We start from the raw sequence: 26,026 nt of genomic DNA on the forward strand, positions 1-26,026 counted from the left end.
GCTTTCTATAATAAGCATTCACCATCCTACCGCCTAGCCCTTGCGTCGAAGCCGATTGCTACCCATATTTATAACACGGGTTGCCGATCCGGGGCCCGAACCTGACTGTCGCTTGGCTGATGAGGACGTGTCGCATGACGAAAATGACTCTGGCTTCCTATCCCCATATGTTGGGGTTTGAACAGCTTGAAAGGCTTCTGGAACGCACCGCGAAATCCGGAAATGAAGGATACCCCCCCTTCAATATCGAACAAACTTCCGACTACTCCTATCGCATTACCCTCGCCGTGGCGGGTTTTGCTGAAAGTGATCTGTCGATCACGGTGGAAGATCGCCAATTAGTGATCCGGGGACGCCAAGCGGATGACAGCGAAGGTCGTGTATTTCTGCACCGAGGCATCGCCGCGCGTCAGTTCCAGCGGAGTTTCGTTCTGGCCGATGGCGTTGATGTCGGCGAAGCCGTGATGGAGAATGGTCTGCTACACGTCGATTTGACGCGCGCCAAACCGCAAACGGTCGTCCAGACGATCAGCATCAAGAAAGGGTAAAGACATGGAACAACCATTTGAAACAGCACCGGCTGACAATCGGATCGTTTACGTCAAAGCGGTAGATGTGACCGAACTGCCCTCTGAGGTTAGAGATCAGGCCGGTGATCTTGATCAGCTCTATGCGGTGCACGACAGCGATGGTCAGCAGTTGGCCCTGGTTGCTAACCGCAAACTTGCCTTTCAGCTGGCCCGGCAACATGACTACGCGCCCGTCGCGGTGCATTGACCTGCGCCAGATGAAGTGAAATCCTTGGATGAGGCCGCAGAAACCTGCGGCCTTTTTTGATGGGCGGGAGAGACAATGGACTTCCAATTCGATTGGGTGGACGCATTCACTGACAAGATATTTGGTGGCAACGGATGTGCGGTGGTTCATGGCGGCGCCGCGCTATCCAACGCAACATGCATGGCTTATGTGCGCGAGACGTCTCTGGTCGAATGCACCTTTACGGGTCCTTCCGAAGTTGCGGACTTTCGCGTGCGATATTTTCTGGCCAGCCGCGAAATCCCCTTTGCTGGACACCCCACAGTTGCCACCGTTGTCGCATTGCATGCCCGCGGTTTGATTGCTGATGGCGATCTGAAACTGGAGACTCAGGCAGGGATCATTCCGGTCAATGTGTCAGATGGCCGGGTGACAATGACGCAGGTAGCACCGGTATTTGGCGCGCATGTGCCTGCTGAGATTGTGGCTCCCGTTGGCGCGCTGGAACCGGGTGATATCCTGGGCACGCCGCAGATCGTTTCAACGGGCTTGCCCTTTTGCGTCACGGTCGTGAGGGATGTCGAGACACTGGCAGGGCTACGTCTCGATACCGACGCCATGAAGCGGTACGCGGCTCATGTCGGCGCGCCAGACGTTGATGCGATGGAGCCTTTCTGGGTCACCTTGTCGGGTGCGACGTCGCATGGGGATACCTTCGCCAGATTGTTACTGGCCCCGCCCAGCCCGCCAGAAGACGCCTTCACTGGTTCTGCGACCGGCGCAATGGCTTGTTATCTATGGGCAAATGGTCTGCTCCCCGACCGGGAATTCGTTGCCGAACAAGGGCATGGTATGGGTCGACCGGGTATGGCCACCGTCCGTATCTTGGGCTCGCGAGATGATATCAGGGGTGTTGAGGTATCGGGGCAGGGTACCATCGTGATGTCTGGCCAAGTGTTTTTGCCGACCGTGTCGTAGTCCTTGCTGTGCAGATTGAAGCCTCACGCGGCTTGCCAGTGCTCACACGCGCTCCAGTATGATTGGCAAACCCCCTTTGGGTTTTGGAATGGGCATGCGTTGCCAGACCGGTGCACGACCTGGCAGATGAATTCTGTTTTTTCGCAGCAAAGTGGCCATGAAGAGCTTTACCTGAAGCGTCGAGAAATGCATGCCGATGCACTTGTGGGCGCCGCCGCCGAATGGCGTCCAGGCAAACTTGTGGCTCCGGTCCTCGACACGTTTTGGTCCAAAGCGATCAGGATCAAATTTGGTGGGGTTGGTGTAAAGCTCCGGCGACAGCATTGTCACCCCGGGGTTCAGCGCCAGCGAAGTCCCCGCGGGAATGTCATAGCCGTTCCAGTGAAAATCGCGTGTTGCAAGACGCGGAATAAACGGAACGGGCGGGACAAGGCGCAGCGCTTCGCGAAAGACATTGTTGGTCTGGGTCATTTTCGAAAGAGCATCTTCGTCCAGTTCGCCCTTGCCTAATGACGCGACCTCATGTGCCAGCTTGGCCTGCCACTCCGGGTGTTCTCCCAATGCTGCTATCATGACAGAAAGCGTGGTCGCCGTGGTGTCATGGGCCGCCATGATCAGCAGATTGAACTGATCCAGAATTTCGTCCTCGCTCCAGCTTTGGCCGTTTTCGTCCCGGGCAAGACACATCTGCGAAAAAAAGTCATCGCCTCCATTCGCGCGCCTCTCCGGGATCAGCGCGCGGAAGGTTCGCCGCAGAAAGTCACGTCCGCGCACGCCGCGCCACATTGGGGTGAAAGGCAGGGGCTGGCGGATTACCGCGAGAGAGGCGCGGATTTCATCGCGGATGGCGCGATTGACGTCTTTGGCCAGATCACCGTCCAGCGGCAGCCCCATGAAAACAGCCCCTCCCATGCGCAAGGTGAGATCCTTGATCGCGGTGTAAAAGCAAAAGGGGGTCCCGATGGGCCAGGCCGCCAACAAGCTGTCCATCGCTTCGGTCATACGCAGTCTGTAGTCTTTGATGGCAGATGCGCGAAAGGCGGCTGTCATGATCCGCCGATTGCGTCGGTGATGGTCGAAATCCTGAAGCAGCAGGCCACCGGGGTAAATTCGTTTGAGCGCGTCCCACCCGCCTTCAGAGGAAAAAATGCGCTCACGATCCATCAGCACCATTTCCAAAGCATCGGGACCACAGAGATTAACCCGCCAAACTCCCAGCATATTGGTCTTGTAGACGGGCCCGTAGCGTTGAATGTAGTCCTGCTGCGTGCCGTAGCTGTCGCGCGCGATGGTGAGCGTGTGGCCGACAATGGGCGGTGTCGGCGGTCCGGGAATATGCGACAGGGCGGCTTTGGTGGGCATGAGAAACCTCGCGGAGCAGGAAAATCTTCAATGCACCCGGGGCGGATGCCTGATGATTTATCCTGTCGCGAGGTTTGTGGTGCCTTAACCTACCGTACGCACGCAACGGCTACGGGACGGCGGCGAAATCTGGTCGAGCTTCGCCCTCTGGCGGCGCGCGGCCAGAAGATGTTTACTCGGCTGCGCTATAGCTAAGCGGGGCTGCCTCTTGCGCATCTTCCTGTTCCGCCAGAAAACGCTCCGCTTCGAGCGCTGCCATGCACCCCATGCCCGCTGATGTCACAGCCTGCCTGTATTTGTGGTCTGTCAAATCACCCGCTGCAAAAACACCGGGGATCGAGGTTTCTGTACTGTCAGGTTTGGTGACTACATAGCCGCCCATATGGGTCTCAAGAACGTCTTTGACCAGCTCGTTGGAAGGCGCATGACCAATGGCCACGAAAACCCCCTTTGCGGGGATTTCGGTAATGTCACCTGTCTTGGTATGCTTCACTCGGACGGCTTCGACCCCCAAGGGGTTTTCTGTGCCAACAACTTCGTCCAACTCGTGAAACCAGAGAGGCTCGATCTTTGGGTTTTTCATCAGACGGTCGATCAGAATCTTTTCGGCGCGCAACTCATCGCGCCGGTGGACCAATGTGACCTTTGATGCGAAGTTGGTCAAAAACAGCGCCTCTTCAACGGCGGTATTGCCCCCTCCGATGACGACGATCTCCTGGCCTCGGTAAAAGAACCCGTCACAAGTCGCACAAGCCGATACGCCAAAGCCCTTGAACTTCTCTTCCGAAGGCAACCCCAGCCACTTGGCACGTGCACCCGTTGCCAGAATCACCGCATCGGCTTCATAGGTGGTGCCGCTGTCGCCTCGGGCGACAAAAGGTCTTTTCGTAAGATCCAGGTCGGTGATGATGTCACCGATAATTTCCGTACCCATCGCCTTGGCATGTTCCTGCATGCGGATCATGAGGTCCGGCCCCTGAACTTCGGTGTCGCCGGGCCAGTTTTCCACTTCGGTGGTTGTCGTCAGCTGCCCGCCGGGCTCAATCCCCTGAACCAGTATCGGGTTCAGCATGGCGCGACTGGCATAGACCCCTGCGGTATATCCTGCGGGCCCGGACCCGATAATAAGGACGCGTGTTTGTCTTGTATCGGTCATTTGGTTCCCCTAGAAATCATGCCGGCAATACCGGATATATAGAGACGCAGACCGCTCTTAAACCCCTTGCGTGACGGCGTTTGCCGCAACTCTGCCTTGCAGCGGACTGGATGCTGGGAAAGAATCTTGCGCATTTGCGAAACATTATTGCGCACTACTCGGGTGGTGGTATAACAACCGAAAAATCTGGGGACTCAATGGCTGGAACTGGTCTGGATTCGATTGATCGTAAAATTTTGGCGGAACTGCAAGCCGACGGCCGAATGACCAATGTGGAATTGGCAAAACGTGTCGGCATATCGGCCCCCCCCTGCTTGAGGCGGGTGCGCACCCTGGAAGAGGCTGGCTATATCAAAGGGTATCACGCGGATGTCGATGCGCGCGAGCTTGGCTTTGAGGTTCAGGTCTTCGCGATGGTCGGATTGGCCAGTCAGGCGGAAGCCGATTTGACGGTTTTTGAAAACAAATGTCGTGCTTGGCCGCTCGTGCGAGAGTGCCATATGCTGAACGGAGAGGTGGATTTTATCCTCAAATGCGCTGCCCCCGATCTGTCCAGTTTCCAGCGGTTCCTGACGGGTGAACTGTTGACGACACCCAATGTTGCCAGCGTCAAGACATCATTGGTTATCCGCGGCGCCAAAGATGAACCCGGCGTTCCCTTTGATGTGCTGGAAGAGCGCTTGAGCAACTCTGCCTGAACCTGAAAGCTCAGGCGGCGTTTTGGTCAAGTGAATCTGCCGCACGCGCATATCGCATGGGACCGAAGTCATTGATCTGTGACAGGTGCGGGAAGAGAGACATATAGACCTCTCTTAATGTGTGCGAAAGAGCGCGGAGCGGATGGGGGCCCGGATGAAAGCTCTCGATTTCCAGGCCACTCGCAATTACCGCGGTATGTTGCTGTAGACCCAAATGGAACAACCGGATCGGCGATGGCGGTGTTACATCGATCACATTTACACCTTCGACGAACGTGTTCGCGGGTGTCATCATGGATTTGCTGGCTACATCGCCGCGCAGATGTGGGGGCGTCTGTAGCAATCGCGCGGACGGGCCCAGGCTGAGAAAGCTGTCTGGTCGCGTGACCCCGAAACTGCCGGCCATGATGCGCGTGAGTGACAGAGGTTGGTTTTGATCCGTTCCGGAAAAAGTCGCGGAGCCAATCCAGGTGATTTGGCTTGCCTTGCCTTCCGCCGTCATTACGCGGTCACCGGGGCAGAGGTCTTCGACGGCCACAACACCTGTTTCGGTTTGCAGTAAAGTTCCGCGCGAGAAGGCTGAAAATGCGGTGTCAAACTGCGGGAGCATCGGTATCTTGCGTTGCCCAACGACGATGCTTCCATCGGTGCGAAGCGCTTTGATTTCGACCATGCGCACGCCAAGAGATGATGGTTTGATCGCCCTGTTTGGGATAGCGGCCGTCAAATCTTGATCCTGCGGGCCAATTTGAAGGCCGTTGACGGGGTGGGTCTTGGTCATGCGCTCACCTTCTCAGGCAGATCACGTCCCGTATCGGCCCCCACCGACGAGCACGGAAAGGACAAATCCTGTGCTTTCGTGTTTGTGAGAAAGAAGTGTCGCTGTTCATGGCACTTCCTGTCAAAAGGGCTGGCCTATTGGCATTTGAACAACGGCAATCGTTTCAGATTAATAGGTTTGTTTCCAGAAATGCCGATCGTGCCGCCATATTCTAAAAAAAACCGCCCCCCAACGATTCGTCGTCAGGGGGCAGTCGCATTTGGAGGTGTAAGTGTTCTGGTGTTCGTTTGCAGGGCGCGCGATCATCCGATCTGGCGGCGCTCCTTTTCTGCCTCGTCACGTTTTGCGACAAACGCGGCCCTACGGGGGCCGCGTGTCCATGGCATTGTTACTTCGGCTTCAGCGGCCGTTTTGATGATCGATTGGACGAATTTTGCATTGGTTTTCATGATTTGATCCTGCGTATTTTTGTAACTAGGTAACTGCCTCTTCTCGACCCTCAAATTGCCCGATCAATTGGGCTGGTTTTTGGCAAGACCGCAAAAAATTTAGCAAAATGATCTTCATATTCTCCGCGAATATGGACGAAATGCCTTAATCTTGGGTTTCGCGTGATTTCGTTATGATTCTTGCGCATTGAAGTTGATAAAGCGTTGCCAATCCCCTCTGATCTGGAGGATTGTCCACGGCAACTGGGGCGGCTTGGTGGCTCATTGGGCCACATTTCTGCCATTTTGCGTCAAGTTTACAAAGAGATGGCTGCGATCAGGCGCCCGTAGTCAGCCTCTTTTGCATGGGTCGCACGCCGGTAGGAAAAGAAGCGGTCTGCATCAGAATAGGTGCAGTGTCGCGTCCATTCGGCTCTGCCAATGCCTGCCTGACGCAGACGGGACAACCCAAATGCCGGGAGATCGAACTGGAGCTTATCGCCCTGGCCTTGCGCAAAAAACTGGGCATGGGCAGGATCCTCGGACATGAACGTATCGAAGAACTCCGGACCAACTTCATAGGCTGATTGCGAAATGGAGGGGCCAATCACTGCAGAGATATTCCAGCGTTCGGCGCCCAGGGCACACATTGCATCAATGGTTGCTTCCAGGATGCCATCCAGCGCGCCGCGCCAGCCGGCATGTGCCGCGCCGATCACACGCTTTTGGGGGTCTGCGAAAAGAACCGGCTGGCAGTCTGCGGTGAGGACCGAAAGAGCCAGCCCCGGTTGATCGGTCACCAACGCATCGGCACGCGGTTTTTCGGAAAAGGGAGCCGATACGGTTATTGCCTCGGCCGAATGTATCTGGTGGACACCCAACAGGTTATCCGGTGTCACACCCATCGCTTCTGCAACACGCGCGCGGTTGATAGCGACGATCTCCGATTGATCGGAACTTCCCTGTCCGCAGTTGAGGCCTGAAAAAACACCCGACGACGCCCCGCCGCGCCGCGTGAAGAATCCATGTTTCAGCGGCGACAGGCTATCGGAAGTGAGAATCTCTAGTGTCATTTTTCCAACCCGGGTGGGGGAGGGCCGTCATTCGGAAACAAGCCCATCACTTTGAACAGGTTTCCCATTTCATCTGGATGCGTCAAGCGTCGATGTCTTGCGATGTGGGTCTCAAGCGCCGGACCGCTAAGGTGCTCTGCAAGCGATTGCGCCCTTTGGGTAATGCCCAGGCGCTCCAGGAAAACGCCTTGAGGTGTTAGCCGTGTATGCGCGCAAGGGGCCGCCTCAGCCAGCGCTTCGAAGTCAACATGGGCTGTGAGATCTGCCTGACCGGGATCGACAAGGGGGTCGGCAGGCTGGTGCGCCCTGACGGCCTGGAACGTGTCCCCAAGGCTGCGCCATGCGCCATAGTCAATGATCAGGGCCGCCCCGCCATGTTGGGCGATCCTGCCGCCAACCTCATGGATCACCGGAGCTGCGGCGGGCGAATCTTCGACCACATCTCCTGGTTTGGTCTCCGCAAGGCGATGGGCGAGGGCAGGCTGCGGCAGTTCAGGGCCGTAGCCCATGACGAGTTGATCATTCTGAGCGCCGACTTGGGTTTCACGCCAATTTGTCTCGGAACGGGAAAATTGCCGGATGGGCAGAGCGTCGAAGAACTCATTGGCGATCGCAAACAGCGGCCTGTCCGGCAGATCGGTAACGGAGCCGAGAGTGTCAATCTCATAGTCTGAGAGCATTTGCTGTTGAAGCACCTTCAACCGGGGCGATGCTTCAATCAGAGTGATACGTGCCGCTTCATGAAACCCGTCGATCCCGCGTGTCGCACGAAGTGCGTCGGCCATCAGCGTGCCTCTGCCGGGGCCAAGTTCGGCGAGCGTGAATTGCTGGGGACGTCCTTGTTCCATCCAGCATCGCGCGAGGCAAAGACCGATCAACTCGCCAAACATTTGACTAACTTCCGGGGCGGTAATGAAATCGCCCTCGACACCGAAAGGCATATGACAGGTGTAATACCCATGGGTTGGGTGTAACAGGCACTCAGCCATATAGTCGGCAAGGCTGATGGGTCCGTTTTGTGCGATGCGCATCAGAAGGACATCGCGCAGGTTCATGAGCTGCGGCGCGCGTTTGTGATCAGCCATATCCCAAGGAGTATCATGGGGAGAGACAAGATTTGGCCCATTGTGAGCCCCCATCCTGAAAGGTGCCAGACCAGCCCCAGAGGATTGCCATCCGTGATGAACTGCGCATCGGGTTGACGAACGAATTCGACGGCAAGTCGGGCACAGCCATAACCTGCAAAGAAAACGCCAGCGACGAAGCCCGGCGTTTTCAGCGCACCAAGGCGCCACACCAGCCAGATCAGAATGGCGCCTAACAACAGGCCCTCCAGTCCTGCTTCGTAAAGCTGAGATGGATGTCGTGCGCAGACCCCCGCCACGGCGGGGCAATGCTGTGCCGCCTCCGTTGGAAAGGCAACGCCCCACGGCAGATCAGTGGGTCGTCCCCATAGCTCCGCATTGATGAAATTTGCAAGGCGTCCCAACAAAAGCCCAGGCGGCACACCAAGCGCCATGACATCTGCCGCGCTTAAACGTGGAATGCGATGCCGTTGTGTAAAGAGAAAGCCGGCCAGAATGACACCGAGCAAACCGCCATGAAATGACATTCCCCCTTGCCATACAGCGAGAATTTCACCGGGATTTTGCGCGTAATAGGCGGGTTGGTAGAAGGCAACATATCCCAATCGTCCCCCGAGAATGACGCCCACGATCACCCAGGTCAGCAAATCCTCGATCTGGGTCGGGGTCATGACAACGGTGTCGTTTCGCCACAGGCGGGGCGTCTTTACCGCGAGAACAGCCAGGCGCCAGCCGATCAGAATGCCAACGATGTAGGCCAGCGCGTACCAGCGCAGCGCCAGCTCAAATCCGAAGATGGAGATCGAGAAGATCTCCGGTGAGATATCGGGGAAAGGCAGCAGGGCACGCATGCCGCATCCTTGCCTGCGGCATCATGGGGAAGTCAACCTTGCAGGAGCAGGCTTTTGGCACCATATAGCACTTGTGAACAGCCGGAGGCGACAGATGCAAACGCGCAATAAGATTTTCGACGATATCTCTCAATTGATGACGAATGCGATGGGCGTGGCTCAGGGCGCACGTGATGAAGCAGAAACAGCGATGAAGAGCATGATGGATCGCTGGCTTGCTGATCGTGATTTCGTCACCCGAGAGGAATTCGATGCGGTTCGCGCGATGGCGCAAAAAGCACGTGAAGAGAATGAAGCTCTGAAGGCCCGGCTTGATGCGCTTGAGAGCAAACCAGATTAAGACCCCATTACTTATTCTTCACCGAGGGCGGCTGCGCGTTAACTTCTAGGCGCAAAAGTCGGCCATTCTCGCCGGATTTGTTCACCATTTGTTAAGAATGGTAACATTTTGGGGTGGGTACTCGCTTCATCCACAACTTATTGCGGTTACCCACAAGAAAAGGGTTGCCATGATCCGCTTCTGACCTCACCATATCTTGTATAGGCACGGGGGCTCGCCCCGGTCTGTAGAGTAGGCACCTAGCATTGGGGGCCGTCGCCGGTCCGCAGCGCTAGCACGATAATAAAAGGTGACACCATGGCCTTGTCCGAGCAGTATTTGGAAGACGACATTCACCCCATCGACATTGTTGAGCATCTGGCAGCCCATCACGAGTGGGATTTCGACCGTATCTCGGACGAGCAGATCGCCATGGCGGTTGAAGGTCAGTGGCGTACCTATTCATTGACATTGGCGTGGTCTGCATTTGACGAAACGCTCCGGATGATCTGCACCTTTGACATGGAGCCTCCGTCTGAGAAGCTTCCAGAACTTTATGAGCTTCTGAATCATGTGAATGACCAGTGTTGGGCGGGTGCGTTCACGTTCTGGGCTGAACAGAAACTGATGGTGTATCGCTACGGCCTTGTTTTGGCAGGCGGGCATGTTGCGAGTGCAGATCAGATCGATACGATGATCGGGGCCGCCGTCATGAGCGCTGAACGTTATTATCCAGCCATGCAGTTGCTGGTCTGGGGTAACCAGTCGCCCGAGCAGGCGCTGCAAGTCGCCATTGCAGAGGCCTACGGTCGCGCGTAAAACTTCGCCCCGGGACAGATGGATTTCGGGGGCTCCTAAAAATGAAAACCGGGCGTATTGCGGACCAAGGGTTGGTTCTTTTGGGATGCGGAAAGATGGGATCTGCCATGCTGGCGGGTTGGATGGCAAGGGGGCTTCCGGCTGGTTCAGTTTGGGTTGTAGATCCTCACCCCTCGGATTGGCTGTCCTCGACGGGCGTGCATGTCAACGAAACCTTGCCAAAGACGCCCGCCATTGTTCTCGTGGCGGTAAAGCCGCAGATGATGGCAGAGGCCTTGCCGACGCTCAAAGCCATGGGCAATGGCGATACCTTGTTCGTCAGTGTGGCTGCGGGCGTTACCATTGCAAGATTTGAAGAGATTTTAGGCGATCAGACACCCATTATTCGAGCGATGCCAAATACGCCTGCTGCGATCTCCAAAGGGATTACCGCGATTATCGGCAACGCAATTGCGGGTTCAGCGGCGCTGGGGGAAGCGGAGGCGCTTCTTACAGCGGTGGGCGAGGTCGTCAGGCTGGAAAATGAGGCCCAGATAGATGCGGTCACGGGTGTAAGCGGTTCAGGTCCGGCCTATGTTTTTCACATGATTGAAACCATGGCCGCAGCGGGTGAGGCCCAGGGGCTCGATCCGGAATTGGCTCTGAAGCTCGCGACAGCGACAGTCGCGGGTGCCGGGGCTTTGGCGCAGGAGGCCGTTGACCCCCCGGCGCAACTGCGCATCAATGTGACCTCTCCCAATGGAACAACACAGGCGGCCCTTGAGGTGCTGATGGATGATGAGAAAGGCTTTCCGGCCTTGATGAACCGGGCAGTGGCAGCCGCAACCCAAAGGTCAAGGGAGCTAGCCAATGGATGAGATCAGCTTTGATGAGTTCCTGAAAGTCGACATTCGCTGCGGGACAGTGATCCGGGCCGAAGCTTTTCCGGAAGCCCGCAAACCCGCGATCAAGATGTGGGTGGATTTTGGGCCGGAGATCGGAGAGCGCAAAACCTCGGCGCAGATCACGGCGCATTACGCGCCCGAAACGCTTGTGGGCAAGCAGGTCATGGCCGTTGTGAATTTTCCGCCGCGCCAAATCGGCCCCTTTATCTCCGAGGTTCTGGTACTGGGTGTGCCTGATGATGCGGGCGAAATCGTATTGTTGTCACCTGATATGCAGGTGCCCGCCGGAGGACGCATGCATTGACAAAGGTTTTGATGACACGGCCCCTGCCGGAGGCGGTGCAAACCAAGGCCGCCGAATTTTTTGATCTGACCGTTCGGTCGCTGACATCACCGCTAACGGTTGAAGAAATGCGCGCTGCCTTGTCTGATTTCGACGGTGTTGTCCCGACATTGGGTGATATGTTTTCCGCGGAGATATTTGCGGCACAGCTTGATTGGCGATGCCGCATCCTGGCGAATTTCGGCGTTGGCTATAATCATATCGATGTCGAAGCAGCTAGGTCCAAAGGCCTAGCTGTCACCAACACGCCCGGCGCGGTCACCGATGCCACCGCAGATACCGCGATGACCCTGATGCTGATGAGCTCCCGGCGGGCGGGCGAGGGTGAACGTCTTTTGCGCGCGGGACGTTGGGAAGGCTGGCATCCCACGCAACTCCTGGGCATGCATCTGGGGGGCAAGACCGTCGGTATCGTGGGTATGGGGCGGATCGGTCAAGCCATTGCACGGCGGTGCCATTTCGGCTTTGGCATGAACGTGGCCTACCATAGCCGATCGGCCAAGACGCTTGATTTTCCTGCCGAGCAAATGAGCAGCCTTCTGGCCCTCGCGGGCGCTGTAGATGTGCTTGTTATTGCCGTCCCCGGAGGAGACGCCACCCACCATTTGATCAACGCGGGGGTTCTCGACGCCATGAAGAGCCACGCGCATCTGATCAACATCGCGCGCGGCAATGTCGTGGAAGAAGCCGCTTTGATCGACGCGTTAACAGCGCAGAAGATCGGCGGCGCGGGCCTGGATGTTTATGAGTTTGAACCGGATGTGCCGATGGCGCTGCGGATGTTGGAGAATGTTGTCCTGCTGCCCCATATCGGGACGGCGGCCCTGGAGGTGCGCGAAGACATGGGGATGATGAGCGTTGAGAACCTCAGGGCGTTCTTTGCGGGCGAAACGCTACCGAACGCGGTTTGAGACTCTAGCCATCCCCAACCGCTTCACGCCAGTGGCGGCGGCACAGAGATAAATAGGTTTCGTTCCCGCCAATCTGGACTTGCGCGCCGTCTCGCAAGGCTTTGCCATCGGCATCCATACGAACAACCATCGTGGCTTTCTTGCCGCAGTGGCAGATCGTTCGGACCTCACGCATCTCATCGGCAAGAGCCAGTAACGTCGCTGATCCCGGGAAAAGTGCGCCCCGAAAATCCACCCGTAAACCAAAACACATCACCGGCACGTGCAGATCATCCACAGCTCTTGCCAACTGCCAAACCTGCGCTTCGGTCAGAAACTGCGCCTCGTCCACAAATACGCAGGCCGCGGGTCCCGCCTCCAAACGCTCTGCGATGCGCTGAAAAAGATCGTCGTCTGATGCAAATGTATCCGCTTTTTCCCCAATCCCGATGCGCGACGCGATGCGCCCGTCGCCTGCACGATTGTCAAATTGCGCGGTGAGCAGATAGGGTACCATGCCGCGCTCGCGGTAATTGTGGGCCGCTTGCAGTAAAACGGTCGATTTGCCCGCATTCATGGTAGAGTAATGAAAATAGAGCTTGGCCATGGCGGCTTGATATTCCGGAGGTTCACAACCCGCAAGTGCTGTTGAACCCATTGCAGGAGCCTGCGCGCAACTGCCGACCCGACGTCGGCCTGCCAATCCCAAAACGGCAGAACGCAACTAGGCTCCAACCCGAAACCGACGCTGGGAACGTCGGCCACTCGCTAATCCCCCGAACAATGGGAGTGTTTTTATAAATGACATTTCCCTGACATCGGATTAATGGAAAAACCGATACCGTTTTCCCCCTTGTGGAAATTGCGTAAAATTTGAGTTGGATGAGGTTCATATGACGGCCATCGGGAGATACCTGAAGAAGCACACTGAGTCGCTGGTGAAAGATGTCGGGATTGAACAGGCCTGCAAATTGACCGGTAAATCCAAGGCGACGCTCGGGCGCTATTATTCGGACCATGATGAACATGCTGATCGGTTCATGCCGATCGAGGCAGTTGCCCTGCTGGAGCAGGCAGCGAAGTACCCGCATGTCACGGGAGCGCTGGCTGAGTTGTCGGGCACCTCCCTTCAGTACGACGAGCGCCGTCCAAATGACGAGCGCCCAGGGGGTGTCAATGCGGATGTCATTGCGCTGAGCCAGCGATTTGCCATGCTGATGGGTGAGTATCAGCAATCCATGGAAGATGGTAAGATCACGGTCAATGAAGCCAAGCGGCTGCTGCGGGAAACCGGTCTGCTACAGCAGGTTCTGATTGATATGAAACTGCATCTGGAAAATGATCACGGGGCTGTCTGACCGGCTGCTATCCGTGTTTTTCGACCAGCACTGAGCCCACTGAGTACCCCGCGCCGAAAGAGCAGATCAGACCTTTGTCGCCATCTTCCAGGTCGCTGGAGTACTTGGAGAAAGCGATGATGGAACCGGCCGACGAGGTATTTGCATAATCCTGTAGGATATTGGGTTGTTCGGATGGCGCTGGCGTGCGGCCCAGAACTTTACGCCCGATGAAGTCATTCATCGTCTTGTTCGCCTGATGCAGCCACAGACGTTTCAGATCATCTGCACCCACGCCGTCCTCCTGCATGTGCGCGGCGATGTGATCGGACACCATCGGCAGCACTTCCTTGAAAACCTTGCGCCCGTTTTGCATGAACTGCATATCGCGGCGATCTGCCATTCCTGCCGGGCGCGAGCGCCGCAAATAGCCGTTGTTGTTGCGGATATTGTTTGAGAAATCGGTGGCGCAGCGCGTTGATTTGATTTCGAAATAAGGCCCGCGCGCGTCTTCTGCACGTTCGATCAGGGTGGCTGTCGCGACATCACCGAAGATGAAGTGGCAATCGCGATCACGCCATTCCAGATGCGCCGAACAAATCTCGGGGTTGATGACCAAGGCACTGGAAATACTGCCGGATTTCACCATATCGGCGGCCGCCTGTATCCCGAAAGTCGCAGAGGAACAGGCCACATTCATATCGAATGCAAAGCCCCGAATGCCAAGCAACTGCTGAATTTCGATGGCAACGGCAGGGTAGGCGCGCTCCATATTGGAAGCCGCACAGATGACAAGATCAACGTCCGAGGCGGATTTACCGGCCATATCGAGGGCTTTGCGCGCTGCATCCAGCCCCATCTCTGCCATCAGCGAAGGTTCGTCATCCTGGCGTTGACGTAGCAGCGGATGCATGACCGTCGGGTCGAGCACACCTTCTTTGTCGATGACATAGCGCTGATTGATGCCCGAAGCCTTGACGATGAACTCCTCGGATGAATACTCCTTTGCCGCGATCTCACCCGCCGCGATCTGCTCTGCGTTTTCCGCGTTGTGGAGATCGACGTAGGCGTTGAAAGCCGCCACCAGCTCTGCGTTGGTGATGACGTTCTGTGGGGTGAAGACACCGGTGCCGGTGATCGCGGGTATGTGCATTTTCAGAAGCTCCTGCGGGGTCGCGGAATATGGCCGGGAATGCGACCCGGGGTCAAGTGTGACGGCGCGTGACATGCGTGCACAACCTGTGCACAGACCGTACACCGCGCGGTGCAGGCCGTGGACGGCAAGTGGCGGCCTTCATATGAGCGGTCGTGTTCTGAGCGTTTCCAGCTCCAGCTGTGCAACGGAGGCCAGCTCTCCCAGATCATGGATTTTCAACTCGCGATCTGCCCAGACAGCAAGTTGCCTCTCGCGCAGGCGGGCCAGCGTTTTGTTGGTGTGCACCAGCGACAGTCCCAAAGCATCCGCGATATCCTGTTGCTTGAAGGGAAAAGGCATGGTGCCGTTCTGAACCATGCCAAGGGCGTCACCGCGCTGAAACATCCGCACCAGCGCCCAGGCCACCGCTGAGAGGGCATCACGCTGGCCCACGGTGGTCAGCGTGTCACCGAGAAAATGTTCCTCTGTGGCGGCCAGCCAGGTGATGTCAAAGGCCCGGGAGGTCGAGCTGCGAAAAAAATCAAAGAAGTCCCCCCGATCAAAAACGCAAAGCGTCATGTTGGTCGTGGCCTCTACTGAGTGCCCCATTTCTCCCAGCATCCCCGCCTGAAGGCCAATGAAATCGCCCGGGAAGATGAAGTTGACGACCTGTCGGCGACCATCCGGCAAGGTCTTGTACCGCAGTCCCATCCCGCGCAACGCCGTGTAGAGTTGTGGCGCGTTTGATCCTTCCATCAGGATCGGCGTCCCCGGATCAACGGATAACTCACCGGATTTGAACCGCTGGGTCTTTTCCAGCTCGTCCTGCGTCATGTCGTCAAAAAAGGATTGCCTGCGAAGCGGGCATGCTTTGCAGTCGGTGACCATAAATATTCCTCTTGCTATGTCATAGATTAATGCAGGAAGCCGCAAAGGGTTCCATGATGAGGTTCGAAATCCGGGAGCATCGCATTGGAACAGACCTTATTCGTCGGCATCGTCGTGAGCGATCCACTGATATCTCATGACATCGCAGGCATTTTTGCCTTCTGGCGGGCGGGTTCTGTTTGCCGGGTGTTTGGCTCGATCGACGCGTTGCGCGCACTACCACCCAATGATTTCAATCCCGGGTTGGTGTTCATCGCAGCGACAAGGGCCGGATACCTAGATGTCGGCCCAAAGGATTTTCTGTGGCTGCAACAGCGTGCCGTCATCACGCTCGACGTGAAGGAAAACACCCATTTTCCCCATTGGCGGCATCTGACGCGGCCCTTCACGCAGGAACAGGTGATCCAGGCAGCGCAACAATTATTGAAGCCGGAAGCTGTAAACCAGTCACGCACGGGATAGGGCCGCGCGGGATTTTTGCTACTTGACCGGCTCCCCTTTTGGAACGGCGGTGGGGTCACCGATCTGCACCATTTGCTTTTTCATCCGTTCGCGCACGTCCCAGATGCCGGTCCAGCCCTTGGGCATGACAAAGGTGTCGCCGGCGGTAAATTCCTGTGTGCTTCCATCCGCGTTGGTGATCACAAGCCGCCCGCTGATCATCAGCACATATTCGGTGAAGGGATAATCGATGAGACGGGTCTGGCTGACGTCCGCCTCCCAAACCCCGACGCGCACGATCGTCTCACCCGCATGGGTATCGTCGAAGGTAATTTTCTGCCCGACATAGACGCCGGGTTTGACGGGGAGTTCTTCGGTCGGCGTTGCGCTGTCGACAATCGCAATTGGCGGTGCCGTTTCCGCGCTCCCCATTGTTGCCGACAACATTGTCAGGCCCGTTAGCCAGTAAGCAAGGCGCATGGTCTTCCTTCCCAAGTTGGTAATTTGTTGGTGGTAGCTCCAAAGCGTAGGGTTCAGGCGCTGGGCTGTCTACGGGGGGACACTGCGACCTTCGTCTACCATGGAATTGAGCACAACAGTTGGCGCCCAGAGCGTGCGGCCGCGTCGGTTGCCGATCCTCCTGGGCGATGGTGCTTGGCCATCGTCGCAGCCCTGTCTATAGAAGACGCGCGGGGGCCGCGGGGCGGCTATGCTCAGGCAAGAACCCGAAAGATGTCAACGGAAGTGCTGATCACGGCGCTGATGCAGAGGGTCCTTCCCGAATGAGCGCACCAACACCCCTGGACCTTGCCCATGCCGCCATGGAGGCTGCCCCCGCAGATGATGCGGCGCGGTTGCGATTTTACGAACGTCTGGCGGCATCGGAATTGTTCCTGATGCTGGCGCAGGAAGCTGTAGGCGACGAGCAGATTTCCCCGGAGGTCTTTGATCTTGGCGAGGCGCGCTATGTGCTGGTGTTTGACCGCGAGGACCGGTTGGCCGAGTTTGCGGGTCAGGTGGTGCCTTATGTGGCCCTGTCGGGGCGGGTTTTGTCTGGCATGCTGGCAGGTGAGGGTCTGGGGCTTGGGGTCAATCTCGAAGTGGCCCCTTCGGCCATCCTGTTGCCTGAGAGCGCTGTGACATGGCTGCATGAAACCCTGGGTCATTTGCCGGATGAGGTGGAGGCAACCATCGCGCAGGTGCATCCACCAACCGGGTTGCCCGAGGCCCTGATCACCGCCATCGACAGCAAACTGGCAACCGCGATGGGTCTCGCGCAATGTGCCTATCTTGTCGGCACAACGGATGATGCGGGCAAGCGGGGTCATCTGTTGGGGTTTCTGGGGGCCATTCCGGAGGCTCAGGACGCGCTGGCCCGCGCTGCCGCCGAGGCCCTGACCTTTTCAGGTCTGGAAGCGGGCGCGATGGATGTGGGGTTCTTTCGGGCCTCTGACCCCATGGCCCGTCGGATGGAAACCGCAGGGCTGCGCTTTGATCTGCCGCAATTGCAGGCCCGCGCGCCTACGGCGGTGATCCCGCCCGGCAGCGACCCCGAAACCCCGCCCAAGCTGCGCTGAGCGCGCCCGAAACGCCTAATTTTTCACACGTTTGTTCACATCACGGGTTTGCCTCATCACAACGCTGCGAGAGCGGGGCGCATGGGGGTGCCAAAGGGGGTTTCCTGCGCCTAAATGGAATAACGTGGCCACGGTCACCGCGTCCCATATGTTTGACAGGAGCCTGAAATGACCCGTTTTTCGTTACTAATTGCCGGTGCGGCAACCGCTTTGACCTTTGCTTCCGCGGCCCTTGCGGGTCAACAATATGTCGACCCCACGGGCTATGCGGTTTCAGGGTTTGACGTGGTGGCCTATTTTGACCTGACGCAATCGCCGGTGGGTGCAGACCAACCTCAGGCCGTGCCGGGTGACAAAGACATCACCGCCTCCTACAATGGCGCGGTTTTCGCCTTCTCCTCCGAGGCCAACAAAGCGAAGTTTCTGACGGATCCTGAGAAATTCGTCCCCCAGTACGACGGGCATTGCGCTTATGGTGTGGCACAGGGCGGGAAGGTTCCGGGCAACCCCAATTTGTGGCGCATTCTTGATGGCAAACTTTATCTCAACATCACGCCAAATGTGGTCGGGTTCTGGGAAGAAGACATCCCGGGCAACCTGCAATTGTCCGAGGCAAATTGGGTCAGCATTGAAGGTGACGCGGCCTCAGACCGTCCGATCCCGCTCTATGAAAGCACCGCACCGGTGCCGTAGCCATGTCTGACCCCGAAACACGCCCCGCACCCGGCAACCCCCGAAACCGCTACACGCGGCGGGGCCTTCTGGCGCTGGGCGTGATCGGCGTGGCCACGGCCGGGGGTTTTGCCGCGCGGTGGTTCAATATCTGGGCAGAAAACGGCGAGAATGCTCTGAGTGCGCCGGATGCCCATTCCGCAGCCACCAACGGGGATATCCTGCTGGTCGATATCAGACGCCCGGATGAATGGGCGCTGACAGGTGTTGGCGAGGGTGCCATGCCGCTGGACATGCGGCGCAAGGATTTCATCGCGGTGCTGACGGCAGCGGTTGAGAATGACACCACGCGGCCCGTGGCGCTGATCTGCGCGCGCGGGGTGCGCTCCCGCAAACAATCTGCCAAGCTCTTCGAGGCTGGCTTTACCCGCATCATCGACGTGCCCGAAGGCATGCTGGGCTCCGGCGCGGGACCGGGATGGCTCAAACGCGGCCTGCCGGTGCGCAAGGAGAGCTGAATGACAAGACTGCTTGCGCTGCTGGCCGCTGTGTGGCTGGGCTGGACGGGGGCTGCCACTGCGGGATGTGGGGCCAGTGCGGATCCCTGCGAAATCAATTTGGGTGCCTATCACGTCCGTCTGCCGGACGGAGAGATCAAGGGTGCCATTTTGTACATTCACGGCTACGGCGGCTCGGGCGCGGGCGCGCTACGGCCCAAGGATTGGGTCAATACGGCGCTTGCACGCGGCTACGCGTTGATTGCGCCGGACGGTATCCCCTATGCCGAAGGGCGCGGGCGCGGCTGGTCCTTCATCCCCGGACGCCGGATTTTGCGCGACGAGCCGGTTTTTCTGGCGGCGGTGCGCGATGACGCGGCCCGGCGGTTTGGTTTTGATCCCGATCAGGTCATTTTGAGCGGGTTTTCCATTGGCGGTTCCATGACCTCCTACATGACCTGCCAGCAGCCCGACGCCTTTGCTGCCTATGCGCCGGTGGCGGGCGGCTTCTGGCGACCCCATCCGACCGAATGCGCCGGGGCTGTCCGGCTGTTGCACACCCACGGTTGGACAGATGGCACTGTGCCGCTGGAAGGTCGGGTGCTGCGCGGTGAAGACGCCACCGACCCGGGCGCGCTGATGCAGGGCGATATCTTCTACACGCTGCGCATGTGGCGCGAGGTGAACGCTTGTAACCAGTTGCGCGCGGACCGTTTCGTGACCAAAGGCGCCTTCATGCGCCGCGCCTGGGATCGCTGCGCCGATGGCTCTGCGCTGGAATTCGCGCTCTTTCCGGGTGGCCATGTGGTGCCGGACGGTTGGGCGGAGATGATGCTCGACTGGTACGAAGGACTATAATCGCCACGCCGGTTTTTTCGGAGGGGTTGCACAGTTCAAAAGACCCCTTGAACTGCCGTTCCATCGTGATCGTGAAGACGCTGTTCCGCCGGAAACACCGTTCTATTCAGCGGGGATCTGGCTGCTGCCCAACACGGTGCGCATTTGGCTGCGGGCGACACGCGCGCGCGCGACAATGGCCGGTTCGCGCAGCGTATGCGGGCTTTGCATGCGCAACCCACCGGGCAGGGAGCGGGGCAGGGGCCAGGCGCTGAGCGCGGACAAAGGTACGGCCAGACATAAGCTGGCGGCGATCGGAATAAGCCAGAGCGAGACGAGACCTGACAGCAAGCCCGCCAGCAGGACCAGACCAAGCACGGTTTCCATCCAGTGAAAGCGGATCAGCGTTTTCAGCGGATAGGCGTTGGCATTGCGTGACTGCGCCGCCCAGGCGTCGGATTTGCCAAAGGCCGCCCGCAGCACGGCGCGGGTCTGCTGGATCATCATCACCGGCGCATAAGCGATGGAGAGGATAATCTCGACCACGAAAGCCATCAGGAACGCGGCACGCCCGCCGTAGACCCGCGTTGCCTTGGGGTGCAGGGAAATGATGCCCGCGCCGACCATCTTGGGGGCCAGCAGCATGGCATACATGATGATCAGGAAAACGGCGGAATCGATGTGGCTCATTTCCGGTGGCCAGTCGGGGAAGAGCGGGTTGGTCTCGTTGAAATAGCGCACGATGTTGGTTTCGGAATCCTTGCCCAGCAAGGCCCAAATCACCAGAAGCACAAACCATGCGGGCGACAGAAGGTAACTGACAGCCCCGTGCAGCAGATGAAACCGCGAGACCGGGTGCAGACCGGCGGTGCGCAGCAGACGCAGGTGTTGCAGGTTGCCGCGGCACCAGCGCTGGTCACGCAGCACATAATCGATCAGGGTGCCGGGGGTTTCTTCGAAACTGCCTGAGACGCGGGGCAGAAAACGCACCCGCCAACCGGCACGGCGCAAGAGGCCTGCTTCGACAAAATCATGGCTGAGGATCAATTCCGAGCGCCCCTTGCGCCCTTGCAGATAGGGCAGACCGGCAGAGGCGGCGAAAGCGCGTGTGCGAATGATCGCGTTGTGCCCCCAGTAGTTGCCTTCACTGCGTGCCCATTTTGCGAGACCCTCGGCCAGCAGCCAGCCATAGGCGATGTTGGAGAATTGCTGCAACCGGGCGAAAAGCGTCTCCGCGCCGATCAGCATCGGGAAGGTCTGAATCAACCCCGCGCGCGGATCAACGCTAAGCTCATCGGCCAGCCGGTCAATGGCGCGGCCTGTCATCAGGCTGTCGGCGTCCAGCACCACCATGGCTTCATAGGCTGCACCCCAACCGGTGATCCAATCCACCAGGTTGCCGGTTTTTTTGTCGGTGTTGTCAGCGCGGCGGCGGTAGTGCACATCCATGCCTTCGGGCGCATTGGCGCGCAGCGCCTCAAAGGCCCGTGCCTCATCCGCAGCGATGGCGTCATCGCGCGTGTCAGAGAGCACAAAGAGCGTGTAGTGGTGGCGTGTATCGCGTCGGGCCAGATCATCAAGCATCGCCGTGGCATTGCCGAAGACGTCACTTGCCACTTCGTTGTAGATGGGCACCAGCAGGGCCACATCCATCGGTTTGACATCCGCGCGCGGTCGTTGCTGGGCGTTTTCGCGCGCCAGAAGGCCCGCGATGGCCACGCCCACGGTGCTGACCGAGAGGGTGACCCAGATGAAGGTCATGCCGATCATCGCCAGCAGCGCCCATTCCAGTCCCGTCATGCCGGTCTCCGCAAGCCAGCCGTAAAGACCGGAGACCAGCAGGGCGGTGCCCAGAAGGGCCGGGACAAAGAGTGCCAGCCGCCACAGCAGCGTGCGGCGTGGCGATTGATCCGACAGGTTTTCATGCGCCACCGGCGGGGCGGTCAAGTCCTGCACGCGCATGTTCAGCGGTGCGCGCGGCGGCATACCCGGGGGGGTCGTGTCACTGATATGCGCGTTGAAATCTCTCATCCGGTTGTCCAACGGTAAAGCCACACTTCGCTCAAGGGGGCGCCATCCAGACGCAGTTGCGCCCGGAATTCGATGTAGCGGGCATCCTCGGGCTGAAAGGTAAACGCCAGACGCGGCCCATTGGTTTCAGGATTTCTTTGCACAAGGCCGGGGCTCACGGTTCCGGCGCTGCCCCGCAATACGATATCGAGGCGGGCGAGATCTTCGGGCACCAGTGCGCCATCTTCGAAATCAATGGCCACGATATTGCCGCCCTCAGGGCGTCCGCCAATAGCGGTGTTCAACACGCGCAGGGGCATATCGGCATTGGGCGCAGGGTCTGCGCCCCAGTCGAGCTGGTAGCTCATCTTGTGGCTGGTCCCGGCGAGAATAGGTTCCGATGGTCGCCAATAGGCTACGATATTGTCGTAAATCTCCAGATCGGCGGGGATTTCCACCAGGGTGACCGACCCGCGGCCCCAGTCTTCCTGCGGGGTGATCCAGACGGAAGGGCGCGAATGGTAGAGCGCTTCGAGATCGGCATAATCGCGGAAGGCGCGGGGCCGTTGCATCAGGCCAAACCCGCGCGGGTTGGTGTCGGCAAAGGCGCTGATCTGCAGGGTCAGCGGGTTGGCCAGCGGACGCCAGATCACTTCGCCTGCGCCATTGTGAATAAGCAGCCCGTCACTGTCGTGAACCGCCGGGCGGAAGTCATCGAACCGCTGCCGCATGGTTTCGTCAAAAAGAAACATGGAGGTCAGGGGGGCGATACCGACGTGGCTCATATCGCTGCGCGCGAAAATCTCTGCCGAAACGGCCATGCGCAGGGTGTCCCCATGGGCAATGTCAAACCGGTAGGCCCCGGTGCAGCTGGGGCTGTCGAGCAGCGCGTGGAGCACCACCGAGCCCGAGCCCGGTTGCGGCGTTTCCAGCCAGAAGGCGGTGAAATCGGGGAATTCCTCACCCATCGGATCACCGGTTTTCAGCGCCAGACCGCGCGCGGACAACCCGTAGGTTTCGCCGGTGCCAATGCCGCGAAAATAGCTCGCGCCCTGAAACACGGCGTATTCCTGGAAGATGCCCGCCTGTTCCAGTTCGGCCCGCAGACGCAGCCCGGAATAGCCAAGCGTCGCGTCGATCTCCACATCCGGGAACTTATCAGTGGTGTCAAAAACGCCCATGTCAAAAGCCAGAGGGCGCGCGGTGCCGTCCTCGACCACATTGACCTCGACCGCCTGGGGGAAATAAAGCCCCGGCGGGAAGACATCCACGCGCTGGGGTTTGTCGCTGTCTTCCCAAAGCGCGTTGCGGCCATCGAACCAAATCTTGCGATACTGGTCATAGGTCAGATTGCGCCAGCTTTCGGGGATCAGCGGACGGGGCATGTAGTCTTTTTGCGCGAGTTCCATGGCGCGCATCCGCACGGTTTCCGCGTCAAAGGGTTGGGCATCGCCCAGTTGCAACCCTGGTTCTGCGGCAAATCCAGCCGATGGAACGGCGGCCAGTGCGGCCAGCGATTTGAGCACATCACGTCGCAGCATCAGCGGCCCACCTTCTTGCGCCAGGGCTGGCTCTTGTACCAGCCTGCGCCGTAAGCTGCGAGCACCAGCACGGTCATACCGGCAAAATTCACGGCAACGACCGTCCATGTATCGCGCCCGATGTTGTCCATCACGAAACCGCTGACTCGGGCGGTGAACATGCTGACGATGAAGACCGCAAGCGATTGCTGCCCGACCTTGAGGATGATCGCGAGGATGTTCTGCCAAAGCCGCGCCAGCATCCCGCTGCCTTCGGCCAGAAGCCGCGCTCCCTTGTCGCCTGCGGCCACCCAGCACAGATAGGCAAGAGCGAGGAAATGCACATAGCGCAGCAGGCCGAAATCGGATTTGGTGATCCAGATGCGGTTGGCAATGCGCCAGTCGCGCGCCCAGTCAAACCCGAATTCACGCACGCCGATGTTGGAGAGCGGAATATTCGCCACAACCAGAAGCGTCGCCAGACCGATCAACAGGGGCGTCACGGGTGGTTTCGGCAACCAGCCCCGCATGAAGGCAAAACCGGTGAAAAAGATCAGCTGCCAGCCGAAGGGATTGAAAAACCACTTACGCTCTGACCACGGTTCGGCGGGCAGGCCGAGATGATACTCGCCCAGTCCGATCTCCGCCAGAATGCGGCGTTGGGCGAAAAGCCATACGGCACCGACAAACAGCACCACCAGTCCCAGATGCACCCGTGACAGCGCCATGATCAGCGGCATCATCACCAGCACGACCATATACATGGGCAGGATGTCGAAATAATTGGGGACATAAGTGAGCGTCAACAGGCCAACAAGCTGGGGCCCGGGTTCTTCAAAGAACTTCCACAGGTTGAGCGTGCCGATATAGACCTTGTCATAGGCACCGGTCATGTCGATGGCGGCGAGCAGGGTAGCCACGGCGAAAAAGAGCCCGATGTGCGCCCAATAGACCTGCCAGACCCGGAAACTGACGCGCGCGGTGCCCAGCTTCCAGCCTACGGTGTCATAGGCGCGCCCGAAGGCGATGGCCGAGGCCATGCCCGAACAAAAGACAAAGATTTCCGTGGCATCCGAAAATCCCCAACGGGCCGGAATCCAGGAGGTGAAAAAGTTGCCGGGCGTATGCGCAAACAGGATGATGAACATCGCGATGCCCCGGAAAAAATCCAGACGCAGATCGCGCTGTTTCGCCACCGGGGCCGCCTGAGAGGCAGCAACCGTAGCGCTGGGCGCAAGGTGAGAGGGATCGGCAAGTGTCATGGCCGGTCTTTATGCTCTGTGAAAAGATTTGTCATCAGGGGCAACGCGTTACTGTGCGGGAATGCGCCGAGCCTGATCGATGGTGGCAAGGCGTGTGTTGGTGAACCGGTCGCGGCGGCCTGCACGGCGTGTCAGGCGGTCTTGAATGACGGCCTCTGTCTGGTCATAGCGACCTGCGCGCAGACCGGCATCAATGGTGATGCGTTCAAAGACATCACGCTGGGCGTGGCTGCCACCGATGGTCTGCATCGCCGGGCGTGCGGCGATCAGATCCCCGAAGGCGGCGTCATAACGGCCTTCAGCAAAGGCGTTGAGGCCGGAAAGCGCTGCAACACCGGGGTCCGCATAGCGCTGCGGCATCTCGCCGGTGTTCGCGGCGTCTTTGGCAAAACGTTGTGTCATGGCGTCTTTGGCCTCCCCCCTGTCAGCCCCCGTCAATGCCAGCATATAGTGCAAATCTGCGAAAACGACACATCCGTCATCTGTGCGGTTCTGTGCTAGGTCAGCTAGTTCTTCCCAACGCGGGCCGACGTCGATGCCTTCAAGCTCCAGCCGCACCAGCAATGAGGTTGCGTTGGAAATATCGCGGTAGTCATCGGTTTTATCCGCGCGTATCTGAGCATCGTAAAGGCCCAGCGCCACGTCCATTTCTCCCTGATCCATATGTAGGAGCGCCTTGTGCCACCAGACGTGATAGCGGAAGTTGTTGCAATGATCCCAGGCGTTTACGTGGCTTTCGATCAGCTTGATGCCCATGTCCGGGCGCGCGGTCATGTCGTAAACATGGGTGATGGCATGCAGACCCCAGGAATCGTCCGGGGCCAGTAGCAGACCCTCGCGCCCGGCGGCCTCCGCGCGGTCATAGTCGCCGGTTTCCTCAAGCGCAAAAGCGTGGCATCCCAGTGCGAATCCCCGGCAGGCGTGATCGGAACCATGTGCCTCCAGAACTCGCTCGATCGAGCGGCGCATGCCTGCGGCATCTCCCAGAATGAAACGGATGGCGTGGCTGACCTTGGCCGAAAGCGTATCGGCGGGATGAGCATCCAGAGCGCATTCCATGGCGGCAACAGCTCCGGACGGACGCCCATCGAGCCAGTGCTCCAGCGCCTTGACCCACAGCGCTTCGCGGTGGGTCAGGGAGGTCGCGGCCTGCGCTTCCCGGGCATGTCGTGCCGCCTCATGCGCGACGCTCACCATCTCCGCCCGGCCCAGCATCAGCGAAAACAGCCCGCGCGCGGCATGGCCCATGGCAAAATCAGGATGGCTGGACAGCACCGCGCCCAAATGAGTAGGCGTCGCAGTCCCATGCGCCAGAAAGGCGCGGATCATGCCGTTCCATTCATCCAGAGCCTCTGGCGTGGAAAGCGTAACAGGGCTGTGACAGATATCATACATCATTGGGATCGCGCCTTTTTCATCAAACTGGG

General features: G+C 58.6%; 30 protein-coding genes. 15 read left to right on the forward strand and 15 right to left on the reverse strand.

Translation table 11 applies throughout. The features are described 5' to 3' along the window. Window positions 1-134 precede the first annotated feature (134 nt). From Q0802_RS17645 to Q0802_RS17655, 3 genes are all read left to right on the forward strand, one after another. A complete protein-coding gene (locus Q0802_RS17645) occupies window positions 135-548 on the forward strand; it encodes an Hsp20 family protein (protein WP_298920701.1) in 414 nt (137 codons plus the stop codon). Between the two features lie 4 nt (window positions 549-552). Then, on the forward strand, window positions 553-777 hold the full coding sequence (locus Q0802_RS17650; protein WP_298920703.1) for a DUF1150 family protein: 225 nt from the start codon (window positions 553-555) through the stop codon (window positions 775-777). A 75-nt stretch (window positions 778-852) separates the two neighbouring features. Further along, entirely contained in the window at window positions 853-1,734 is an 882-nt protein-coding gene (locus Q0802_RS17655; RefSeq protein WP_298920706.1) for a PhzF family phenazine biosynthesis protein, read from the forward strand. Between the two features lie 42 nt (window positions 1,735-1,776). On the opposite strand, the gene Q0802_RS17660 is transcribed toward Q0802_RS17655, so the two are convergent. Further along, a complete protein-coding gene (locus tag Q0802_RS17660; RefSeq protein ID WP_298920707.1) occupies window positions 1,777-3,096 on the reverse strand; it encodes a cytochrome P450 in 1,320 nt (439 codons plus the stop codon). A 172-nt stretch (window positions 3,097-3,268) separates the two neighbouring features. Next, window positions 3,269-4,252 (reverse strand): thioredoxin-disulfide reductase, encoded by a 984-nt coding sequence (trxB, locus tag Q0802_RS17665; protein WP_298920708.1) that lies wholly within the window; start codon window positions 4,250-4,252, stop codon window positions 3,269-3,271. A gap of 197 nt (window positions 4,253-4,449) precedes the next feature. Here trxB and Q0802_RS17670 point away from each other — a divergent pair, with 197 nt between their 5' ends. After that, window positions 4,450-4,950, forward strand: coding sequence for an Lrp/AsnC family transcriptional regulator (locus Q0802_RS17670; protein WP_298920710.1), 501 nt, complete (start codon window positions 4,450-4,452; stop codon window positions 4,948-4,950). Window positions 4,951-4,960: 10 nt separating this feature from the next. Here the strand turns inward: Q0802_RS17670 and Q0802_RS17675 are convergent, their stop codons facing one another. From Q0802_RS17675 to lgt, 5 genes are all read right to left on the reverse strand, one after another. Continuing rightward, window positions 4,961-5,731 carry a Hint domain-containing protein gene (locus tag Q0802_RS17675; protein WP_298920711.1) on the reverse strand — a complete coding sequence of 257 codons (771 nt, stop codon included), beginning with the start codon at window positions 5,729-5,731 and terminating at the stop codon, window positions 4,961-4,963. A 302-nt stretch (window positions 5,732-6,033) separates the two neighbouring features. Continuing rightward, entirely contained in the window at window positions 6,034-6,180 is a 147-nt protein-coding gene (locus tag Q0802_RS17680) for a hypothetical protein (RefSeq protein WP_298920712.1), read from the reverse strand. A gap of 296 nt (window positions 6,181-6,476) precedes the next feature. Further along, window positions 6,477-7,232 carry a peptidoglycan editing factor PgeF gene (pgeF, locus tag Q0802_RS17685; protein ID WP_298920714.1) on the reverse strand — a complete coding sequence of 252 codons (756 nt, stop codon included), beginning with the start codon at window positions 7,230-7,232 and terminating at the stop codon, window positions 6,477-6,479. Then, a complete protein-coding gene (locus Q0802_RS17690; protein WP_298920846.1) occupies window positions 7,229-8,287 on the reverse strand; it encodes an SAM-dependent methyltransferase in 1,059 nt (352 codons plus the stop codon). Before Q0802_RS17690 ends, pgeF begins: the two co-directional genes overlap by 4 nt. Then, on the reverse strand, window positions 8,284-9,168 hold the full coding sequence (gene lgt / locus Q0802_RS17695) for a prolipoprotein diacylglyceryl transferase (RefSeq protein WP_298920717.1): 885 nt from the start codon (window positions 9,166-9,168) through the stop codon (window positions 8,284-8,286). Before lgt ends, Q0802_RS17690 begins: the two co-directional genes overlap by 4 nt. A 94-nt stretch (window positions 9,169-9,262) precedes the next feature. Between lgt and Q0802_RS17700 the strand changes: the two genes are divergently transcribed. The 5 genes from Q0802_RS17700 (at window position 9,263) to Q0802_RS17720 (ending at window position 12,444) form a co-directional block, all read left to right on the forward strand. Continuing rightward, window positions 9,263-9,508, forward strand: a complete 246-nt coding sequence (locus Q0802_RS17700) for an accessory factor UbiK family protein (RefSeq protein ID WP_298920719.1) — start codon at window positions 9,263-9,265, stop codon at window positions 9,506-9,508. 297 nt (window positions 9,509-9,805) lie between these two features. Beyond that, the gene (locus tag Q0802_RS17705) at window positions 9,806-10,306 is read left to right on the forward strand and encodes a YbjN domain-containing protein (RefSeq protein WP_298920721.1); all 501 of its coding nucleotides are present in this window, start codon (window positions 9,806-9,808) and stop codon (window positions 10,304-10,306) included. Between the two features lie 41 nt (window positions 10,307-10,347). Next, window positions 10,348-11,163 (forward strand): pyrroline-5-carboxylate reductase, encoded by an 816-nt coding sequence (proC, locus tag Q0802_RS17710; RefSeq protein WP_298920723.1) that lies wholly within the window; start codon window positions 10,348-10,350, stop codon window positions 11,161-11,163. Beyond that, window positions 11,156-11,494, forward strand: a complete 339-nt coding sequence (locus Q0802_RS17715; RefSeq protein WP_298920724.1) for a tRNA-binding protein — start codon at window positions 11,156-11,158, stop codon at window positions 11,492-11,494. Before proC ends, Q0802_RS17715 begins: the two co-directional genes overlap by 8 nt. Further along, complete coding sequence (locus Q0802_RS17720) at window positions 11,491-12,444, forward strand: D-glycerate dehydrogenase (RefSeq protein ID WP_298920726.1); 954 nt, start codon at window positions 11,491-11,493, stop codon at window positions 12,442-12,444. The genes Q0802_RS17715 and Q0802_RS17720 overlap by 4 nt, the downstream gene beginning before the upstream one ends. A 4-nt stretch (window positions 12,445-12,448) precedes the next feature. Here Q0802_RS17720 and Q0802_RS17725 read toward each other — a convergent pair whose 3' ends face one another. Next, a complete protein-coding gene (locus tag Q0802_RS17725) occupies window positions 12,449-13,030 on the reverse strand; it encodes a thymidine kinase (RefSeq protein WP_298920848.1) in 582 nt (193 codons plus the stop codon). Between the two features lie 286 nt (window positions 13,031-13,316). On the opposite strand from Q0802_RS17725, the gene Q0802_RS17730 reads away from it, so the two are divergent. Then, window positions 13,317-13,781 carry a hypothetical protein gene (locus Q0802_RS17730; protein WP_298920728.1) on the forward strand — a complete coding sequence of 155 codons (465 nt, stop codon included), beginning with the start codon at window positions 13,317-13,319 and terminating at the stop codon, window positions 13,779-13,781. Between the two features lie 7 nt (window positions 13,782-13,788). On the opposite strand, the gene Q0802_RS17735 is transcribed toward Q0802_RS17730, so the two are convergent. Together Q0802_RS17735 and Q0802_RS17740 are read right to left on the reverse strand one after the other, a co-directional pair. Further along, window positions 13,789-14,913, reverse strand: coding sequence for a beta-ketoacyl-ACP synthase III (locus Q0802_RS17735; protein ID WP_298920850.1), 1,125 nt, complete (start codon window positions 14,911-14,913; stop codon window positions 13,789-13,791). A 141-nt stretch (window positions 14,914-15,054) separates the two neighbouring features. Further along, complete coding sequence (locus Q0802_RS17740; protein ID WP_298920730.1) at window positions 15,055-15,783, reverse strand: Crp/Fnr family transcriptional regulator; 729 nt, start codon at window positions 15,781-15,783, stop codon at window positions 15,055-15,057. Between the two features lie 84 nt (window positions 15,784-15,867). Here Q0802_RS17740 and Q0802_RS17745 point away from each other — a divergent pair, with 84 nt between their 5' ends. Next, window positions 15,868-16,245 carry a hypothetical protein gene (locus Q0802_RS17745; RefSeq protein ID WP_298920732.1) on the forward strand — a complete coding sequence of 126 codons (378 nt, stop codon included), beginning with the start codon at window positions 15,868-15,870 and terminating at the stop codon, window positions 16,243-16,245. Window positions 16,246-16,263: 18 nt separating this feature from the next. Here the strand turns inward: Q0802_RS17745 and Q0802_RS17750 are convergent, their stop codons facing one another. After that, window positions 16,264-16,704: a cupin domain-containing protein gene (locus Q0802_RS17750; RefSeq protein WP_298920734.1), complete on the reverse strand. Its 441-nt coding sequence runs from the start codon at window positions 16,702-16,704 to the stop codon at window positions 16,264-16,266. 302 nt (window positions 16,705-17,006) lie between these two features. Here Q0802_RS17750 and Q0802_RS17755 point away from each other — a divergent pair, with 302 nt between their 5' ends. The 4 genes from Q0802_RS17755 (at window position 17,007) to Q0802_RS17770 (ending at window position 19,828) form a co-directional block, all read left to right on the forward strand. Continuing rightward, a complete protein-coding gene (locus Q0802_RS17755) occupies window positions 17,007-17,801 on the forward strand; it encodes an SseB family protein (RefSeq protein ID WP_298920736.1) in 795 nt (264 codons plus the stop codon). Between the two features lie 168 nt (window positions 17,802-17,969). Further along, window positions 17,970-18,494, forward strand: coding sequence for a YHS domain-containing (seleno)protein (locus Q0802_RS17760; protein ID WP_298920738.1), 525 nt, complete (start codon window positions 17,970-17,972; stop codon window positions 18,492-18,494). A 2-nt stretch (window positions 18,495-18,496) separates the two neighbouring features. Then, window positions 18,497-18,991, forward strand: a complete 495-nt coding sequence (locus tag Q0802_RS17765; RefSeq protein ID WP_298920739.1) for a rhodanese-like domain-containing protein — start codon at window positions 18,497-18,499, stop codon at window positions 18,989-18,991. After that, the gene (locus Q0802_RS17770) at window positions 18,992-19,828 is read left to right on the forward strand and encodes a polyhydroxybutyrate depolymerase (protein WP_298920741.1); all 837 of its coding nucleotides are present in this window, start codon (window positions 18,992-18,994) and stop codon (window positions 19,826-19,828) included. Window positions 19,829-19,930: 102 nt separating this feature from the next. On the opposite strand, the gene mdoH is transcribed toward Q0802_RS17770, so the two are convergent. Genes mdoH through Q0802_RS17790 form a run of 4 tightly spaced genes read right to left on the reverse strand, consistent with a single transcriptional unit; the run spans window position 19,931 to window position 25,997 of the window. Beyond that, window positions 19,931-21,838, reverse strand: a complete 1,908-nt coding sequence (gene mdoH / locus Q0802_RS17775) for a glucans biosynthesis glucosyltransferase MdoH (RefSeq protein ID WP_298920744.1) — start codon at window positions 21,836-21,838, stop codon at window positions 19,931-19,933. Beyond that, complete coding sequence (locus Q0802_RS17780) at window positions 21,835-23,358, reverse strand: glucan biosynthesis protein G (protein WP_298920748.1); 1,524 nt, start codon at window positions 23,356-23,358, stop codon at window positions 21,835-21,837. The genes mdoH and Q0802_RS17780 overlap by 4 nt, the downstream gene beginning before the upstream one ends. Continuing rightward, on the reverse strand, window positions 23,358-24,599 hold the full coding sequence (locus tag Q0802_RS17785) for an OpgC domain-containing protein (protein WP_298920750.1): 1,242 nt from the start codon (window positions 24,597-24,599) through the stop codon (window positions 23,358-23,360). Before Q0802_RS17785 ends, Q0802_RS17780 begins: the two co-directional genes overlap by 1 nt. A 48-nt stretch (window positions 24,600-24,647) precedes the next feature. Further along, window positions 24,648-25,997, reverse strand: coding sequence for a tetratricopeptide repeat protein (locus Q0802_RS17790; protein WP_298920753.1), 1,350 nt, complete (start codon window positions 25,995-25,997; stop codon window positions 24,648-24,650). Between the last annotated feature and the right edge of the window lie 29 nt (window positions 25,998-26,026).

The organism is uncultured Roseobacter sp. (assembly GCF_947495275.1).
Taxonomy (GTDB): domain Bacteria; phylum Pseudomonadota; class Alphaproteobacteria; order Rhodobacterales; family Rhodobacteraceae; genus Roseobacter.

Excerpts from the sequence above, each read along its gene's own strand:
- Q0802_RS17645 (WP_298920701.1), top strand. The coding sequence starts at position 135 with ATGACGAAAATGACTCTGGCTTCCTATCCCCATATGTTGGGGTTTGAA.
- Q0802_RS17650 (WP_298920703.1), top strand. The coding sequence starts at position 553 with ATGGAACAACCATTTGAAACAGCACCGGCTGACAATCGGATCGTTTAC.
- Q0802_RS17655 (WP_298920706.1), top strand. The coding sequence starts at position 853 with ATGGACTTCCAATTCGATTGGGTGGACGCATTCACTGACAAGATATTT.
- Q0802_RS17660 (WP_298920707.1), bottom strand. The coding sequence starts at position 3,096 with ATGCCCACCAAAGCCGCCCTGTCGCATATTCCCGGACCGCCGACACCG.
- trxB (WP_298920708.1), bottom strand. The coding sequence starts at position 4,252 with ATGACCGATACAAGACAAACACGCGTCCTTATTATCGGGTCCGGGCCC.
- Q0802_RS17670 (WP_298920710.1), top strand. The coding sequence starts at position 4,450 with ATGGCTGGAACTGGTCTGGATTCGATTGATCGTAAAATTTTGGCGGAA.
- Q0802_RS17675 (WP_298920711.1), bottom strand. The coding sequence starts at position 5,731 with ATGACCAAGACCCACCCCGTCAACGGCCTTCAAATTGGCCCGCAGGAT.
- Q0802_RS17680 (WP_298920712.1), bottom strand. The coding sequence starts at position 6,180 with ATGAAAACCAATGCAAAATTCGTCCAATCGATCATCAAAACGGCCGCT.
- pgeF (WP_298920714.1), bottom strand. The coding sequence starts at position 7,232 with ATGACACTAGAGATTCTCACTTCCGATAGCCTGTCGCCGCTGAAACAT.
- Q0802_RS17690 (WP_298920846.1), bottom strand. The coding sequence starts at position 8,287 with ATGAACCTGCGCGATGTCCTTCTGATGCGCATCGCACAAAACGGACCC.
- lgt (WP_298920717.1), bottom strand. The coding sequence starts at position 9,168 with ATGCGTGCCCTGCTGCCTTTCCCCGATATCTCACCGGAGATCTTCTCG.
- Q0802_RS17700 (WP_298920719.1), top strand. The coding sequence starts at position 9,263 with ATGCAAACGCGCAATAAGATTTTCGACGATATCTCTCAATTGATGACG.
- Q0802_RS17705 (WP_298920721.1), top strand. The coding sequence starts at position 9,806 with ATGGCCTTGTCCGAGCAGTATTTGGAAGACGACATTCACCCCATCGAC.
- proC (WP_298920723.1), top strand. The coding sequence starts at position 10,348 with ATGAAAACCGGGCGTATTGCGGACCAAGGGTTGGTTCTTTTGGGATGC.
- Q0802_RS17715 (WP_298920724.1), top strand. The coding sequence starts at position 11,156 with ATGGATGAGATCAGCTTTGATGAGTTCCTGAAAGTCGACATTCGCTGC.
- Q0802_RS17725 (WP_298920848.1), bottom strand. The coding sequence starts at position 13,030 with ATGGCCAAGCTCTATTTTCATTACTCTACCATGAATGCGGGCAAATCG.
- Q0802_RS17730 (WP_298920728.1), top strand. The coding sequence starts at position 13,317 with ATGACGGCCATCGGGAGATACCTGAAGAAGCACACTGAGTCGCTGGTG.
- Q0802_RS17735 (WP_298920850.1), bottom strand. The coding sequence starts at position 14,913 with ATGCACATACCCGCGATCACCGGCACCGGTGTCTTCACCCCACAGAAC.
- Q0802_RS17740 (WP_298920730.1), bottom strand. The coding sequence starts at position 15,783 with ATGGTCACCGACTGCAAAGCATGCCCGCTTCGCAGGCAATCCTTTTTT.
- Q0802_RS17750 (WP_298920734.1), bottom strand. The coding sequence starts at position 16,704 with ATGCGCCTTGCTTACTGGCTAACGGGCCTGACAATGTTGTCGGCAACA.
- Q0802_RS17755 (WP_298920736.1), top strand. The coding sequence starts at position 17,007 with ATGAGCGCACCAACACCCCTGGACCTTGCCCATGCCGCCATGGAGGCT.
- Q0802_RS17760 (WP_298920738.1), top strand. The coding sequence starts at position 17,970 with ATGACCCGTTTTTCGTTACTAATTGCCGGTGCGGCAACCGCTTTGACC.
- Q0802_RS17765 (WP_298920739.1), top strand. The coding sequence starts at position 18,497 with ATGTCTGACCCCGAAACACGCCCCGCACCCGGCAACCCCCGAAACCGC.
- Q0802_RS17770 (WP_298920741.1), top strand. The coding sequence starts at position 18,992 with ATGACAAGACTGCTTGCGCTGCTGGCCGCTGTGTGGCTGGGCTGGACG.
- mdoH (WP_298920744.1), bottom strand. The coding sequence starts at position 21,838 with ATGAGAGATTTCAACGCGCATATCAGTGACACGACCCCCCCGGGTATG.
- Q0802_RS17780 (WP_298920748.1), bottom strand. The coding sequence starts at position 23,358 with ATGCTGCGACGTGATGTGCTCAAATCGCTGGCCGCACTGGCCGCCGTT.
- Q0802_RS17785 (WP_298920750.1), bottom strand. The coding sequence starts at position 24,599 with ATGACACTTGCCGATCCCTCTCACCTTGCGCCCAGCGCTACGGTTGCT.
- Q0802_RS17790 (WP_298920753.1), bottom strand. The coding sequence starts at position 25,997 with ATGATGTATGATATCTGTCACAGCCCTGTTACGCTTTCCACGCCAGAG.